The 16,823-nt window shown below is 29.5% G+C and carries 14 protein-coding genes; 7 read left to right on the forward strand and 7 right to left on the reverse strand.

Going from position 1 to position 16,823, the window contains the following annotated elements; translation table 11 throughout:
• Positions 1-38: 38 nt before the first annotated feature.
• The 7 genes from F3K33_RS25915 to F3K33_RS25945 all read right to left on the reverse strand — a co-directional run bounded on the left by F3K33_RS25915 (position 39) and on the right by F3K33_RS25945 (position 10,059).
• Positions 39-1,943 (reverse strand): acyl-CoA dehydrogenase family protein, encoded by a 1,905-nt coding sequence (locus F3K33_RS25915; protein ID WP_023976234.1) that lies wholly within the window; start codon positions 1,941-1,943, stop codon positions 39-41.
• A gap of 448 nt (positions 1,944-2,391) precedes the next feature.
• Entirely contained in the window at positions 2,392-2,871 is a 480-nt protein-coding gene (gene rlmH, locus F3K33_RS25920) for a 23S rRNA (pseudouridine(1915)-N(3))-methyltransferase RlmH (RefSeq protein WP_012061206.1), read from the reverse strand.
• Between the two features lie 159 nt (positions 2,872-3,030).
• Positions 3,031-4,458, reverse strand: coding sequence for an MFS transporter (locus F3K33_RS25925; RefSeq protein ID WP_012061207.1), 1,428 nt, complete (start codon positions 4,456-4,458; stop codon positions 3,031-3,033).
• A gap of 492 nt (positions 4,459-4,950) precedes the next feature.
• Positions 4,951-7,125, reverse strand: coding sequence for a methyl-accepting chemotaxis protein (locus tag F3K33_RS25930; RefSeq protein ID WP_023976235.1), 2,175 nt, complete (start codon positions 7,123-7,125; stop codon positions 4,951-4,953).
• A gap of 276 nt (positions 7,126-7,401) precedes the next feature.
• The gene (locus F3K33_RS25935) at positions 7,402-7,905 is read right to left on the reverse strand and encodes an SEC-C metal-binding domain-containing protein (RefSeq protein ID WP_012061209.1); all 504 of its coding nucleotides are present in this window, start codon (positions 7,903-7,905) and stop codon (positions 7,402-7,404) included.
• 70 nt (positions 7,906-7,975) lie between these two features.
• The gene (locus F3K33_RS25940; RefSeq protein WP_023976236.1) at positions 7,976-8,767 is read right to left on the reverse strand and encodes an MBL fold metallo-hydrolase; all 792 of its coding nucleotides are present in this window, start codon (positions 8,765-8,767) and stop codon (positions 7,976-7,978) included.
• Positions 8,768-8,793: 26 nt separating this feature from the next.
• Positions 8,794-10,059: a UDP-N-acetylglucosamine 1-carboxyvinyltransferase gene (locus F3K33_RS25945; RefSeq protein ID WP_012061211.1), complete on the reverse strand. Its 1,266-nt coding sequence runs from the start codon at positions 10,057-10,059 to the stop codon at positions 8,794-8,796.
• 375 nt (positions 10,060-10,434) lie between these two features.
• Here F3K33_RS25945 and F3K33_RS25950 point away from each other — a divergent pair, with 375 nt between their 5' ends.
• From F3K33_RS25950 to F3K33_RS25980, 7 genes are all read left to right on the forward strand, one after another.
• Positions 10,435-10,974 carry a hypothetical protein gene (locus tag F3K33_RS25950; RefSeq protein WP_017209946.1) on the forward strand — a complete coding sequence of 180 codons (540 nt, stop codon included), beginning with the start codon at positions 10,435-10,437 and terminating at the stop codon, positions 10,972-10,974.
• Between the two features lie 285 nt (positions 10,975-11,259).
• Complete coding sequence (locus F3K33_RS25955; protein WP_012061213.1) at positions 11,260-11,736, forward strand: dUTP diphosphatase; 477 nt, start codon at positions 11,260-11,262, stop codon at positions 11,734-11,736.
• 89 nt (positions 11,737-11,825) lie between these two features.
• Positions 11,826-12,257, forward strand: a complete 432-nt coding sequence (locus F3K33_RS25960; protein ID WP_012061214.1) for a DMT family transporter — start codon at positions 11,826-11,828, stop codon at positions 12,255-12,257.
• 17 nt (positions 12,258-12,274) lie between these two features.
• Entirely contained in the window at positions 12,275-13,090 is an 816-nt protein-coding gene (locus F3K33_RS25965) for an MBL fold metallo-hydrolase (RefSeq protein WP_023976237.1), read from the forward strand.
• 208 nt (positions 13,091-13,298) lie between these two features.
• Positions 13,299-14,498 carry a S8 family serine peptidase gene (locus F3K33_RS25970; protein ID WP_023976238.1) on the forward strand — a complete coding sequence of 400 codons (1,200 nt, stop codon included), beginning with the start codon at positions 13,299-13,301 and terminating at the stop codon, positions 14,496-14,498.
• Positions 14,499-14,806: 308 nt separating this feature from the next.
• The gene (locus F3K33_RS25975; RefSeq protein ID WP_023976239.1) at positions 14,807-15,805 is read left to right on the forward strand and encodes a DnaD domain protein; all 999 of its coding nucleotides are present in this window, start codon (positions 14,807-14,809) and stop codon (positions 15,803-15,805) included.
• Positions 15,798-16,778: an ATP-binding protein gene (locus F3K33_RS25980; RefSeq protein ID WP_023976240.1), complete on the forward strand. Its 981-nt coding sequence runs from the start codon at positions 15,798-15,800 to the stop codon at positions 16,776-16,778. The genes F3K33_RS25975 and F3K33_RS25980 overlap by 8 nt, the downstream gene beginning before the upstream one ends.
• Positions 16,779-16,823 lie beyond the last annotated feature (45 nt).

Genomic DNA, 16,823 nt, shown 5'->3' on the forward strand with positions numbered 1-16,823 from the left:
AATCCTCCTTTAAACAAAAAATTTATTTATTACCTGTTTTAAACTTCTATAAACATATCTTTTTCTTCACCACAAGCTGGGCAAGTCCACTCTTCAGGTAAATTTTCAAAAAGTGTTCCTGGGTTTACTTCACCTTCTAGATCACCTACTCCAGGATCATATTCATAACCGCATCCATTACATACATAATGTTTCCAAGTTGGAGTGACTTTTTTCGGAATAACTCTCTTCATCTTTTTCATTGGTGGAGCCTCTTTCTTTGGTTCACCATTGTCTAAAGCATCAATAAGTAGAGGTAGTATTTCCATCAAATCACCAACTATGCCGTAATCTGCGTTTTTGAAAATCTTTGCATTAGGGTTTATATTAATTGCAACAATTGTAGAAGCATCCTTTATACCTTTTAAATGTTGACCTGCACCTGAAATACCACATGCAATATAAAGGTTTCCTTTAAATTTTTGCCCTGACATACCAACGTAACGATCAATTGGAACATATTTTAAAGTTTCAGCTACTGGTCTAGAAGAACCTATTGCTGCACCAGCCTGAACTGCAAGCTTTTCTATAAGATGCATATTTTCCTTTTCTCCTATGCCTTGTCCTACACTAACTACTCTCTCTGCCTTGCTTATTGGAGTATCTATAGGAATTCCCACTGAGAAATCATATCCATCCTTCTTAAGAGCTTCTACAAGAGAATTTACTCTTTCTTCAGGTGTACCATCTTTATAAATTACCTTCTTACGATATCCTGTTGCAGGTTCCCTTGAAGTTTTTGCTACACTCTCTGTTTTTGGCATTTTTCCTATAATATTAGCGGCTATAACAACACGCTGGATTTCATTAGTTCCCTCATATATAGTGCAGATTTTAGCATCTCTATAGGCACGCTCAACTTCCATACCTTTAAGATATCCGCTTCCCCCAAAGATTTGAAGAGCATCGTTGACAATTTCAAGACAAACATCAGAAGCATATTGTTTAGCCATTGCTGCTTCCATGCTGTAGTGCTCATGATTTCCTTTAAGCTCTGCTGCACTATAAATAAGGAATCTTGCTGCTCTAAGTTTTGTAGCCATATCAGCTAATTTAAAAGCTATTATTTGTTGCTGACAAATAGGTTTACCAAATTGAACTCTTTCTTTTGAATACTCTAAGGCATTCTCATAAGCACCTTGTGCTATTCCTAAAGCTTGGGCAGCAATACCGATACGTCCACCATCTAATGTAGACATAGCAATTTTGAAACCATCGCCTTCTTTACCTAATAAATTTTCCTTAGGAACTTTTACATCATTAAAAATAAGCTCTGCAGTAGCTGATGAACGAATTCCCATCTTATCATAATGCTTACCAAAACTAAAACCTTCTGATCCCTTTTCAACGATAAATGCACTAATACCTCGTGTACCAATGTTTGGTGTAGTTACTGCAAAAACAATATAAATATCAGCCTCACCACCATTAGTGATAAATATTTTCTCGCCATTTAAGATATAATAATCTCCTTCTAGTACAGCAGTTGTTTCTGTTCCTCCTGCATCACTACCTGCATTTTCTTCAGTCAAACCAAATGCTCCAAGCTTTTCACCCTTTGCTAATGGTACTAAATATTTTTGTTTTTGCTCCTCATTTCCAAAAGCTGCAATTGGATATGTTCCTAATGATGTATGTGCAGATAAGATTACGCCTGTCCCGCCATCAACTCTTGATAATTCCTCGACAGCTATCGCATAGCTAATCACATCTAAGCCAGCTCCTCCATACTCTTTTGAATACGGAATACCCATCACTCCCATATCAGCTAGCCTTTGAACTACTTCCGAAGGGAATTTATTTTCTTGATCCAACATAAATGCAATAGGTTTAACTTCCTCTTCAGCAAATTCTCTTATTTTTGTTCTCAAATTTTCATGTTGTTCTGTAGTTTTGAAAAACATAAATACACCTCCCTTTAATTATACGGTTTCACCAATGTCATTCTATAAAATCTGTAAAACCATATTCCCAAACATATTCCTTAAATGTATACCTAAACCGTATACATTTATTGTATACCTATAAGGTATACTTTTCAACTGTTATTTTATCTATTTTATTCCATAATAGACAATTAAAGCTTAAAACTCCTCCTCTTTTAAAGATAATATAACTTTTCCTTCCATTATCTTATAAAAGCAATTATTTTTACTTGTAAGGTTTTTCTTTATTTCTATTCCCCCTTATTTAATTTAAGATATATTTAAAGTTTCTATATTTATATCAACACTTATAATTATGCTATTTACAATACTATTATTAACATTAATATAAACTATAATAAAAAAAAGCAGATACGAATTACGTAACTACTATTTTTTATTGATTTAATTTATTTTTCTTTTATGTCTACTTATGATATGGTTCACCTTTAATTATTCTAAATCCTCTATAAATTTGCTCTAATAGCATTACTCTAAAAAGCTGATGTGGAAATGTCATCTTTGAAAAGCATAATTTATAATTAGCTCTTGCTAAAACACTTTTTGAGATTCCTAGGCTTCCTCCTATTATAAATGCTATATTTGGATTTCCTGTTACCCCCAAGTTATCTATGTATCCTGCAAATTCTTCTGATGTTAGTTGCTTTCCACCTAAATCCATTGCTATAACGAACATATTGTCTTTAATTTTATTTAGTATTCCTTGCCCCTCTTTCTCTTTAATTACCTCTTCTTCTTTTTCTGAAGCATTATCTGGTGTTTTTTCATCCACCAATTCAACTATATCTAATTTGCAATACCTTCCCAATCTTTTTGAATATTCTTCTATAGCATCCCTTAAATACTTTTCCTTTATTTTACCAACTGTTATTATCGTTATGTTCATTGTTATCTCCTTTAATTATTTTATGCATACCTATATTATAACTAAAAATAAAAACTGTAGCTAAATTCTTTACTCAGCTACAGTTTTTATTTCTTAATACTATTTATATTTTATACTAAGTTTTAAACTAACAACAATTAGAGATATCATTCTATTCATTTATAGAGCTTCAACTTTAATTCTAGATTTTGTCTTATATAGTCTGTATGCTGTTAACACCGCTCCTAATGCACATATTATAGCTGCAGCAACATATACATATTGCATCCCATATACAAAAATATCATCTCTTCCCTCTATATATCCTGTAACATGATATCCTATTTGACTACTCATCCTATTGTATAAAAGAGTTGTTGATAGTGATATTCCAAAAACCATTCCTAAATTTCTAACTAACGCATTTATACTTCCAGCAATCCCTAAATTTTTTGTATCTACTGTAGACATAACTAATGAATTATTTGGTGACTGAAACATCCCATTTCCTAGTGTCATTATTGCTATAAAGGCAATTAATGCACCTATGTGAGAATATTCATTTAAAGTTGATATTAAAAATAAACCTAGGCTAGTTCCAATAAGTCCTAAAAATGTTAAAACTTCAGATCCTATTCTATCTGATATATACCCACTCATTGGAGCAACAACTGATAAAATTATTGGTGATACCATCATTAATACACCAGTAACTGAAGGAGCTAGTTTCATCACGTATTGTAGGTAAAATGGCAATATAATATTTGAACAACTTATTGCCACAAATGAAATGAATGCACAAAAAATACTGAGCGAAAATAATGAATTACTAAATATCTCTAGTTTCAATAATGGTTCATCAATTCTTTTTTCAACAATTATAAATAAAATAAATAATATAATAGAGACAACAAATGATATAATGATTCCTATATTGTCATATCCAATTTCCTTGCCAAAAGTTAAAGCACTGAATAAAAGTACCATAGTTGATCCAAATAAAGTTGCACCTTTTATATCTAATTTTTCATTTGAATTATTAGAATTTTTAGGAAGTGTCTTCATTGCTAAAGCTAATGCCAAAATTCCTATAGGCACATTTATTAAAAAAATATACTGCCAACTTAAAATCGATACAATTATTCCTCCTACTGGTGGACCTATCATTGAACCTAATGCTACAAAAGTTCCATTTAATCCTAGCGCCCTTCCTCTTTCGTTTCTTGGAAAAACCTGAGTTATAATTCCTTGACTTGTAGACATGGTTCCTGCAGCTCCAATTGCTTGCAATATTCTCGAGAAGACTAACATTACTAATGAATTAGATAATCCACATAAAAGTGAACCAATCGTGAAAATAATTATACCCAATTTAAAAACTGAAGTTTTACCCTTAATATCAGCTAATCTTCCAAATATAAGAATAGTTCCTACAATAACTATTAAATAGCTCGTTACTACCCATTCTATAGATGCCATACTTACTGCAAGCCTCTGCGACATTACAGGAAGTGCTACATTCACTATACTACTATCAAGTGTGGACATAAATGTCAGTAGTACAGTAGTAAATAATATTAACCATCTTTTTTTATCCGTACTTTCCATATGTTTTATCCTTTCTGTTTATACATGTTTTATCTAGCTGTAAAAATAGAGTTTATATATAATAACTCAACATTCATAAACCTAATCACAACTTATATAGTTGCACTTGCAACTATATAAAATTATAATATATTTTTATTATTTACACAAATGGTATGATAATTCTCTAAATATAAAAATATAATCCACATTTTAAAGTTCATAAAAAAAATTATCCACATTTTATTCTAATTCTATGGATAAAGTTCTTTATATTATTTGTACAGTTTTAATATGTATGTTCTAAAAAGTTTGCTTTATAGAAATTTAATTGTATTGACTTGATTATCCTCTAATTATTAAACCATGCTTTTGCTAACATGCTATCAAAAAAACTGCGTGCAAATAATGTTTCCAAATGATAGATTAAAAATTCACTAATAATTAAGACTTACTATTAGTTTCCTCTTACATTAACAAAAGCATGATATTAATTATATTTTATATTATTTTTTACTTTAATTTAAATGATCCAACCATCTCATTTAAATTATCTGACGAATATTCCAGTACATCGGTTGCTTGCTTTAGTTGTCTTATTTCTAATAATATTTTTTTAACCATAGACAGTGATTCTTCACTTTTATTTGAACTATTTTCGGTAGATTGTTCTATTTTATCTGCCATAGTGCTTACATTATTCATAACATCCCCAACACTTTGGCTCTGGGTCGAAGTTATTTCTGATATTGACTGCATCGCATTAGCTATTATATTTACATCATCATTAATATGATCAAATGATTGAATAGATTCTTTTACACTCGCTGTAGATATATCTACCTTAGTATTTATCTCTTCTGCATATTCAAATGTTGCTTGTGTCTGTTTTTGGACTTGATTAATGACATTACTTATTGACTTGGTAGCACTTTCTGTTTCTAGTGCTAGCTTAGATATTTCTTCCGCTACTACAGAAAATCCTTTTCCACTCTCTCCTGCTCTTGCAGCTTCAATTGATGCATTAAGCGCTAGAAGTTGTGTCTGCTTACTTATATTTCTTATAACATTAATTACTTCACTTATCTCCTGTGAATATCCCTGTAAAGTACTTATAGATTCTACTGTATTCTCGATGGTCTTTTCTAAATCCTCCATATTACTCAAGACTTCTTTTGATATGCTTTGTGCCGATGCTGCACTTTCATTAGTTCCTTCAACTATACCTGATACTTCTAATATAAGACTATCCATTTCCTGAATAGATGCTGTAATATCTGAAAATTTGTTTTTTGTATTTTGGAATACTAGATTTTGGTCTTTAGAATTTTCCAGTAAAGTTATCACTGTATTTTCAATGACTCCCATTCCATTTTTAACTTCGCTTGTTATATTAGAAACTATATTTACTGATTTTTTTGTAGTTTTAGCTGATCTTTTCACTCTATATAACATGCTCATCTGATTATTTATGAATTTATTGAACCATCGCGACAGCTCTCCGATTTCATCTGATGACATTTTTTCAACTCTTTTGGTTAAATTTCCTTCGCCTTCCGCAATATCTTGTAATATATTTATCGTTCTACTTAAAGGGGATGAAATCATTCTTTTAGATATTAATAACGAAAACAGTGATAATATAATCCACATTGCTATAGATGTAAATATACTATTATTCGGTGATAATTTAATTGCTATAAAATTTACTGCAATTAAAATTGCTGATATTATTGATATAGATATTGGCATCTTTAAATTAATACTTTGAAAATTATATATCTCAGCTATATCACCTTCACACATCATTCCCCATACCTCATCGCAGTTCGGGGGTTTTATTAATGTTCCCTTACCTCCCACCATTATATGTCTGTAATCTGGATATCCAGGCCAACAATCTAGGTTTTCACCATTTCGAATTGTATTTTCAACTCCTCGATGTAATTTACTTGTAGCCGGATCATTAAAAATTATTTCAAATTCGGTATGCTCTTTAATTCTAACTGTACCCCAACTCTTTGTTTTAACTCCATCTTTGAGATTCTCCCCTAAAGTAAATGTATTATCCTCAAATCTGCTTCTAGATATTGCTGTTCCGGGCTTAATATCTCTGCTAGTCTTCACCATAAATAAGTAATTATCTCCAGAATCCTTATATATATGAGTATCCTCATCTTGAATTACGTTACTCATATCATCATTTAGTGTTCTGCAGCATAATATTCTAATTTGATTACTGTGATTTTTGCATGTACTGGAAAACATTAATGTAACATCATCAGCAAATTTCTTATTACTTATATCTGTATGTAGGGTTCTTTTATCAATATACGGTCCATACATTAAAGGCCTACCCTCCAATCCCGCTTTCAGATTAGGTAAATCACTCATATCTAATCCAATATGCTCTTTGCACGAAGAAACTGATACTATTCCTTTCTCATCTAAAACAAATATTTCGCAAAAATCCTCGTGCTTTTTTACGGTTTCAATTAAATAATTACATACTATATTATCATTGTCTTCTAATGCCACAAGTGAATTCTTAATATTTTCTAATTGTGCCCACTTGTCATTAAACCAGTTATCTAATGCCTTTTTTCTTCCATTTGATATTCCTTCAAATACTTTTTCTGAATGTTCCTTTAGATTTCTATTCAACAGATATTTAAGCTTTAAACTCATAGCAATCCCCCCATATATTATTCTTATATCTACTTTTAATAAAAAAATAAAGCACTAAATACAGATTTTTTAAATCCGTACTTGTGCTTCCATAGCATTACTATTTATTTACTACAATTCCTTGTATAACATAATTATACCAACTATATTGACCTTTGTGAATTGTTATTTTTCACGAAACCATTAATAAAGAAAAAAACCCTATCTAAACTAGGGTTTTTACTACATTGAATAGTAAACTCCTCTAAACATAGAGTTTACTTATATGTAATTATATTATTTATCTTTTCCACAACATTTCTTATATTTCTTCCCACTTCCACATGGGCACATATCATTTCTTCCAACCTTATCTAGATTTCTTACTATCTTAGATTCCTTGTATTGTTTTTGTATTTCATTTCTTTTTTCCACTGAGAATATTCCATCCCATTGTGGTAATGTGTATAAATATTCTGCTTTTGCATCTAGCATATTCAAATATAAAGTTTCTAGATTTATATCAAGTACTATTTCTGTATCAGCATCTATAGTCTCAAGATCATATTGAGTTTTTAAACTATCATTAATACCATCCATAAATCCCATAGCAAATTCTACTGTGGAATCATAATCTTTAGCTAATTCATTTATTGTAGTCTTTTTAACACTTTTATGATTAGCTAATAAATCTTTATATATTGATTTTTCTAATTTACTATATTCTTCCCAGAAAGCATTTTCTCCCTTAGTTTTTACATAGTCAACAACCATGTCAGTCCAATTTGTATATAAACTCATTTTTAAGTCCTCCCTTAAATCTTCATTGATTATATATAATATATTTCTATAAATTATAAGCTCAAATAAACTATATCTCTATATAACTGCTAGGATTATGTCTGTTTGCCATAGTTAATATTATGTCCTCTTTTAGCTTAATTCCATTTTCATTTAGCACGTTTAAAACAGTTTGATATGCTAAATCTGGTTGATTATTAGTATTACTCAAATGCCCTAAAATAATCTTTTTCTTAGTTGAACATTTATATAGTTCAACTATGGCACTCCCACAATCATCATTAGATAAATGTCCTATTTCGCTCAATATCCTACGTTTCAAAGGATATGGATATGGTCCAAACTTAAGCATATTTACATCGTGGTTACTTTCAAGAAGAATAACTTCTGAATCTTTTATATTATCATAAATTTCTCTTGTAAAAGTTCCAAAATCAGTTGCTACACTTATGTTTTTTTCTCCTGAGCTAACTGTATACCCCATTGGCGCGGCTGCATCATGCGGAATATTAAATGCTTTAATACTCATATCCTCTATTTCAGTAAATGATCTTTTATCAATTACTTTTATGTTATGCTCTTTTATATTTCCAATTAAGCTTTCCATAGCAGACCAAGTATCAGCATTTGCATATATAGGAATGTCATACTTTCTAGACAGTACTCCAACCCCTTTGATATGATCACTATGCTCATGAGTTATAAAAATTCCGTTCAAGTCTTTTGGATTTTCATTAATTTCTTGCAACGCTAAATCAATTTTTTTACCTGGGAGTCCTGCATCAATTAATATCTTAGCTTTATTTGAGGCAATAAACATACTATTACCGCTACTGCCACTATATAAAGAACAAAATATCATTCCAATCTCCTCCCCTTTAATTTATACTATTCATCAACTTCTATTCTCTTAATATCTGCCCCTAAAGCTCTAAACTTATTTTCTATATGAGGATATCCTCTATCAATATGCTCTATACTAGTTATTTCAGTTGTTCCCTCTGCAACTAATCCCGCAATAACCATGGCAGCACCTGCTCTTAAATCTGTTGCCTTTACTACTGCGCCTGTCAATTTTTGCGCTCCATCTATAATCGCAACTCTGCCTTCAACTTTAATATTGGCTCCCATCTTTTTCAATTCATCTATGTGTTTATGCCTATTCTCCCAAATAGATTCAGTAATTAAGCTTCTTCCCGGTACAATACTTAGCAATGTTGACATTGGTTGCTGAATATCCGTTGGAAATCCTGGATATGGTGTGGTTTTTATATTCACACCCTTAAGTGGTGACTTCACGGTAACTCTAATACAATCATCACCTTCTTCAATCACTGCCCCCATCTCTGTAAGCTTAGCTGTAATTGATTCTAAATGCTTTGGTATAACATTTCTTATATAAACATCTCCACCTGTAGCAACAGCTGCTATCATGAATGTACCAGCTTCAATTTGATCTGGTATTACGCTATAAGAACAGCCTTTTAGACTTTCTACTCCTTTAATTCTTATTACATCTGTTCCTGCGCCTCTTATGTCAGCTCCCATTGAATTTAAGAAATTCGCAACATCAACAACATGAGGTTCCTTTGCTACATTTTCTAGCACTGTTACCCCCTCTGCTAATGTTGCCGCAATCATAACATTTATTGTTGCTCCTACTGAAACTACATCAAAAAATATATTAGCGCCTACTAGCTTATCAGCTTTAACATTAACTGCTCCGTGCTCTATAAACACATCAGCTCCTAAAGCTTCAAATCCTTTTATATGTTGGTCAATTGGTCTTACCCCTATTGAACATCCTCCTGGAAGAACTACTCTTGCTTTCTTAAATCGTGCTAATAAAGCTCCAATGAAATAATATGAAGCTCTCATTCTTCTAACATCATCCGTGCACGCATCAAAATTATTTACATTAGAACTATCTATTTCTAAAGTATTGTTATCTATCTTAATAATATCGCAACCTAAGCTTCTAAGTATTCTTTCCAAGCAGTGTACATCTTCAATATCTGGTATGTTATCAATTATGCATTTTCCATCACTTGCCATTATAGCTGCTGGTAATATTGCTACTGCTGCATTCTTGGCCCCATTGATATCAACAGTACCTTCTAGCAAGTTTCCGCCGTTTATAACTAATCTCTCCATTGAATTCACCCTATCTATTAAAATCTATATTATCATATATATTATTTTACATTATTAACCTATTTTATAATTAAAATCTACTTTAATTATTATATCATAAACTAAATTTATTTAAATACATTTTTTCAGTCCATCAACACTTTTTTAACTATATATGTGTTACAACACAATTTTTCTTATGGTTTTGTTGTAATTATATCCCTTAAAACATATATTACTGGAATAAATATTTCTTTTATTGAAAAAATATCCTTAAAAACCTAATTATTCTTATAATTACTATTTAATTATTCTTCTATTCTTTTATTCTATTTATTGTGTTATAATTTACTAAGATTTTTATTAATACAATATATTGAGATTGTGAGGTTTATCATGAAGTACTATATAGTTGCATTATTTGATGAGGAAACCTATCAAGTAATATCACCAATACAAAGGAATATGTCAAAAAAATTCAGAGCAAATAGAAACTCACCTATGCCTTTTGTCTTATTAACATCTATTGAAAATCCAAATTTGGATAAATTATATCCAGTTGTTGATAAAATTATAGCACCTTATAAGAGTTTTAGAATTGATGCAAGTGATTTAGTCTATTTGTTTGAGCCTACCAAAAGTATAAATTTAAAAATAGACGATAAAGGTTATATAAGGAGACTTTCTCGTAGTCTTTTTGATATATTAGAACTTAACGGATTTACTGTTAAGTCTTTTGGAGATAGTTTTGTTTCACTTGCAAATTTAGGTTATCTTCCTAAGGACTATAAAAAGCAAGATGTAAAGCTAAATTTCCCTGAGATATATAATACTGATAACCTTGTTAAATTAAGAATTAAGAGTGTTGAAATATGGAAGCTTCCTACGGTAAAAAAGAATACTCCCTTAAAATCTTATATTTTGAAAGACTTTTAGTTTAAGCGTTCTTACTATCATAATAAATCGCCTGTTAAACAATCCAATTAGTTTATGTTTTTAGGACTGTATTGAATTTTTATATTCAGTACAGTCTTTTTTTATATTTTTTAAAATCACTCTAAATCTATAGTTATATTTTCCTTGAAAGTAAAATTAATTTAAAAATAATCTCTTAATTTCGAATTTTCTAAAAATATTTTTTTGTAGTCGTTTTCCGAACTTTCATTTATTTTAAAGATTTTGTAAAATAATATTATTATTAGAAATGTAGGAGGATTCACTATGAATATTCAGCCACTATTTAAAGTACAAAAAAAATACAATGATAGTTTATCTATAAATGAAGAGCTAGACTCCCACAAATTGCGAGTACGCAAAAACCTAGAATTTGAAATCTCTCTTGGTGCATTAGCTAGTGAAACTAATTGTTTTAGCTACTTACTAAAAAAATCTAGACCTGTTAACATCAGTGCTATATTCGATAAATATATAACTTGTATTTCTCAAGTCTTAACACTAGGTATTGATCATAAATATACAGATTTAATTGCAGTATCTATGGCACCTAATGACTATTGTTTAAGTGATCAGTTTCTAAACCTATATATTGACATAAATGATTTAATTGCTTTCCCATCTATAGATCACTACTTAACTTTATTTGAAGACCTATTAAGTCTAGGATTGACATTAGGTTTTTCAGAATCTCAAATACAAAATCAATTTATTAAGGATTTAGACAACTTGGTTATACTTTAATTAATGCATTCATGCTAATTACATAACACCATTTTTATTTTTTATAATATTTAATATTCTTAGGGGAATAATAATTCTGAGGTGATGTTATGTTTGGAATAATATGTGCAATAATTTCTGGAATTGCTATGAGTATTCAAGGTGTATTTAATACCAGACTAGGTGAGAAAATCGGAGTATGGGAAACTACATTATTAGTTCAGATAATTGCCCTTGTCTTAAGCCTTATCATTTTTTTATTTTTAGGTGATGGTAATTATTCTAATTTGAAGGATTCCAACAAGCTTTATTTATTAGGTGGCGCACTAGGGGTTGTTATAACCTTTACCGTAATAAAAAGTGTTAGCTCAATGGGACCTACCTTCGGTATTGGTATTATATTAATATCCCAATTACTTGCTGCTGCACTTATAGATGCCTTTGGGTTATTTGGCAGTGAACGACTTAGATTTTCATTAAATCATTTTTTAGGTATTGCTATTATGATTGCTGGTATTGTAATATTTAAGTGGAATCATTAGGAGAGGACGGAGAGGACTTGAATCTTTTTTCTAACATTAATTTTTTATTCCATTTAACAATTAACAATATAAAAGAATATGTAAAAAAAAGCGCTGAAATAAAATCTGATAAAATTATGAAAAATTCAATTAATTGGTTTGGTCATGCTACCACAATTATTAATCTATCAAATAAAATTATTATAACTGACCCTGTATTTTCCAATTCCTTGGGATATTTTAAGAGACTTGTAAAAAAACCAGTATACATAAATGATTTAAAAGTAGACTATATACTACTATCACATGGACATATGGATCATTTAAATTTTTCATCTCTAAAAAAATTAAATAAAGATGCTGTCTTTATTGTTCCAAAAGGATATACTCGTATTGCTAGACTGCTTGGTTTTAAAAATGTATTTTTATTACATCCTGGAGATGTATATAGAGATGACTTTATAAAAATTACTGCTTACCAAGCTAATCATGATGGGAGACGCTTCTATTTTGGACATGATGATGAAAGTATTTCATATTTAATCGAAAGAGAAAATAAAAGCGTGTTCTTCGCAGGCGATACAGCTCTCACCAATAATTTTAAGAATATATCCTGTGATGTTGCATTAATGCCTGTAGGTTGTTATAAACCTGATAGATTTTCGTATATGCATTGTACGCCAGAACAGAGTTATGAAATGTTTAAAATGATGTCTTGCCCTACAATGATACCAATTCATTATAAAACTTTTAAAATTTCATTAGAGAATTTTCAGGAAACTGAAGAATCATTATTAAATTTAAATGATAAAGCTATAAAAATTATAGACATAGGGGAGACCTACAGTTTTTAAATGGTAGATTGATTATTATTTTTATTCAAGTTTCATACTTGTATTTATTTTTAATAATCAATCTACTATTTAATTTTTGCTATACAATATTTATTCAATAGATGAAGAAATATTGTATAGCAAAAATTTTTTTAATCCTTCATTTTTTATTAACAATAAAATTCTTTTTCATATAATATATTGAAGTAATAATATTTTGGAGAAATATATGTTTTCATCTAAAAGTAAGCTAGACCATAATCTAAAAGATTATATATCAAAAAATGCTTATAAAAGTTATAGAATACTTATACAATATAAAGACTTTCAATCCTCAATAGTAAAAAAAATCAGTTCATATAAAGGTACTGTACATCACATTATTGAATCCTCTAATATTATAAGTGCCGAACTAAATTCAAGAGGCATAGATAGAATTTCTGAATATCCTGAAATAAAAAAAATTTACTTGGATGAATACCTGTTTTTGTGCGGAATGAGCGTGACTACTGCAAATAAAATCCACTTTTCGGAAAAGTTTAGTTTATCTGGTGCAGGAGTAGGAATAGGACTTGTAGATAGCGGAATATTTCCTCATCAAGACCTAACTTCCCCTAGCACTAAAATAGAGTTATTTGAAGATTTAATTAATAACTTTCGCTATCCTTATGATGATAATGGACATGGTACCTCCATGGCCGGAATTTTGTGTAGTAGTGGTATCTCATCAAATAACATGTATAAAGGAATTTGTAATAAAAGTAAGCTATTCTGTTACAAGGCATTTGATAAACTCGGTAAAGGATTTGCTTCGGATATATTATATTCTATAGAAAGTTTATCTAATATATCTAAAGAAAATAACATAAAGGTATTATGTTTGCCTTTTGAACTTTTAACTCATAATACATTCATTATCTCTTGCTTTGATTTGACATTTAAGTATGCTATATCAAAAGGATTAATTCCGATAGTTCCTAGCGGAAGTAACCTGAGTGAAAAAAATTCTATTATGGGAATTGCTACGCTACCAAGCTGCATCACTATAGGTGGTCTAAATTCAACTACCTCCATAATGAAGCCTTATACTTATTCTTCTGCAGGACCATATGGTAAATTATTAAAACCTGATCTATCTGCTGCATGCGTTAATGTTATATCTTTAAATTCTGATAATAACTATATTTCAGAAAAAAACGGAATTAAGGTTTACCCAAATAAACTTGAAGTACCATATAAAACTTTTACAGGCTCATCTATTGCTACAGCCTATATTAGCGGATTATGTGCGTTATTATGTGAGAAAAATCCATCAATAACTTTCAAAGATATGATTTCCTTATTAAAGGTTGCATGTGATCCTATTGATGAGATATCCAATCAAATTCAAGGTGAAGGTATTGTAAATATAAATAAACTCATCATATGATTATTTATTTTAATGAATATTATCCATATTTAGAAGCATGCATTTGTTTTATTAAATTAGTTAATTTCTTATAAAGACAAATGCGTGCTCTTTATATTCTCTCAAATCTTATATAAAAGTAATTAATCCCAAGTATTAGTTGATTAATATTTCGCTTTATTAAGGTGATAATATGCTATAATTATTTTACATACATTAGGTTATTATATAACTTACATTATAAACGATTATGCTAATCTAATATTATTAGATAGAGTTTTGTTTTTATAATATATATTAAAAACTTTGAAAGGTAGGTAGTAAACGGAATGAGCACATTTATGTTAAAGAATAGATCTCTAGGGTTCACTCCTGTTAACAATGTATTTATAGAAAAATACATGCCACAGGCTAGAGGCGAATTTGTAAAAGTTTATTTATTGATGCTAAAGTATACTATTTCAGGTGAATTAGGCGTTAGCTCATCAATACTAGCTTCCTCGCTTAATTTGTTAGAATCAGACATTATGAATGCATTTAATTATTGGAATGATCAAGGAGCTATAAAGCTAACTCAGATAGATAAGATGGGTAATTTTAATGTAGAATTCGTAGATTTAGTTGAAGAACCCTCCAAATCTACTAAACAAATTGACTTATTAGAAGCTTTGGATAGTACAAATACTAAAGATATGCTAAAGGATATTGAAACTCTTCTAGCTAGACCTCTATCGCCAAACGAAATGTCACTTTACTTAAATTGGCAAAAGGAATTCGGTTTTTCATCTGAATTAATTCTGATTTTAATGGAATACTGTATATCAAAGGGAAAAAGCGATTCTAGATATATAGAAAAGGTTGCTATAGCTTGGCATGATCAAAAAATAACTACTATCGAGCAAGCTCAGAACTTAATAAAAAAAGCAGAGGATAAGTGGATTAATATAAGAAAAATTCTCACTTACTTAGGTATAAATAATACAGACATAATGAAACCACAACAGGATTTAATAGAAAAATGGCTTCTTATTTATAAGTATTCAAACGAAATTATATTTAAAGCTTGTGATGTATGCTTTGAAAGATTGAATAGGGCGGATTTCAAGTATATCGATGGAATCTTAAGTAATTGGAATAAAAATAATATTAGAACTTTGGAAGATATAGCTCTTAAAGATAATAAAAATCCAAAAAATAATAAGTATCAAAAAACTTATACTACTAATAATAATGATAAATCATCTCTCAAATTTAATAACTTTGAGGCTCGAGAGTATGACTATGATTCATTAGAAAAAAAACTTTTAGGATGGGATAGCGATGATTAAAGGTTATCAAACAGAAATTTTAAAAATATATGATAAACTTAGAGAAGATGAAGCTAGAAATTTGAAATTTAGGAAAGAAGAAATATCAAAGAAATATCCTGAGATTATTGAATTGGATAATAAAATTCAACGATTATCTTTAAAAATGGCAGTATCAATTCTCAAATCTAAAGATAGTGAAAAGACAATAGATGATTATAAGGAAAATATAACAGATTTAAGAATAAAAAAGTGCGAAATGTTAGTTGAAAGAGGTTATGATCCTGAATATTTAAATTTGCGATATCAATGCAATAAATGTAAGGATACAGGCTTTATAGGCAATATAAAATGTACTTGCTATAAACAAAGGTTGATTAAGTTATACTATAAAAATTCAGAATTAGAAAATACCACATCGTATAATAACTTTGATAATTTTGATTTAAATTTGTTTTCAAGTCATAAACTTGGAGATGAAAAATATTCTCCTAAAAAAAACATGGAGAATAATTTAGAATATATATTAAAAGACTATCTTCCTAGCTTTTCAGAAATATCAACAAATTTATTATTTTTCGGAAATCCAGGTAGTGGTAAAACATATTTATCATATTGTATTGCCAAAGCTGTGTTAGATATGGGATTCTTAGTAATTTATAAAACCTCTGATGAGTTAATTAAGAATTTAAGGGAAATAAGATTCAATAATGACTCAGGTTTAGAATCACTATTACTAGAATGTGACTTACTAATTATAGATGATTTAGGCGCAGAACACCTCAATGAATTTTCAGTAACTGAATTATTTAATATAATTAACAAGAGAATTCTTGCTAATAAGAAAATGCTTATCTCAACCAATTTAACTTTGCCAGGAATAACTAAGCAGTATAGCGAGCGAATCGCTTCTAGACTAATTGGAGAATTTAAGCTCTGCAAATTTTATTCTGAAGATATAAGGATTAAGAAAAATTTAGAAAAAAATAGATAATCTAAATAAACTAAACTCTAATATGATATTTATTCTCTTAATGAC

The organism is Clostridium beijerinckii (assembly GCF_008705175.1).
GTDB classification, from domain to species: domain Bacteria; phylum Bacillota; class Clostridia; order Clostridiales; family Clostridiaceae; genus Clostridium; species Clostridium beijerinckii.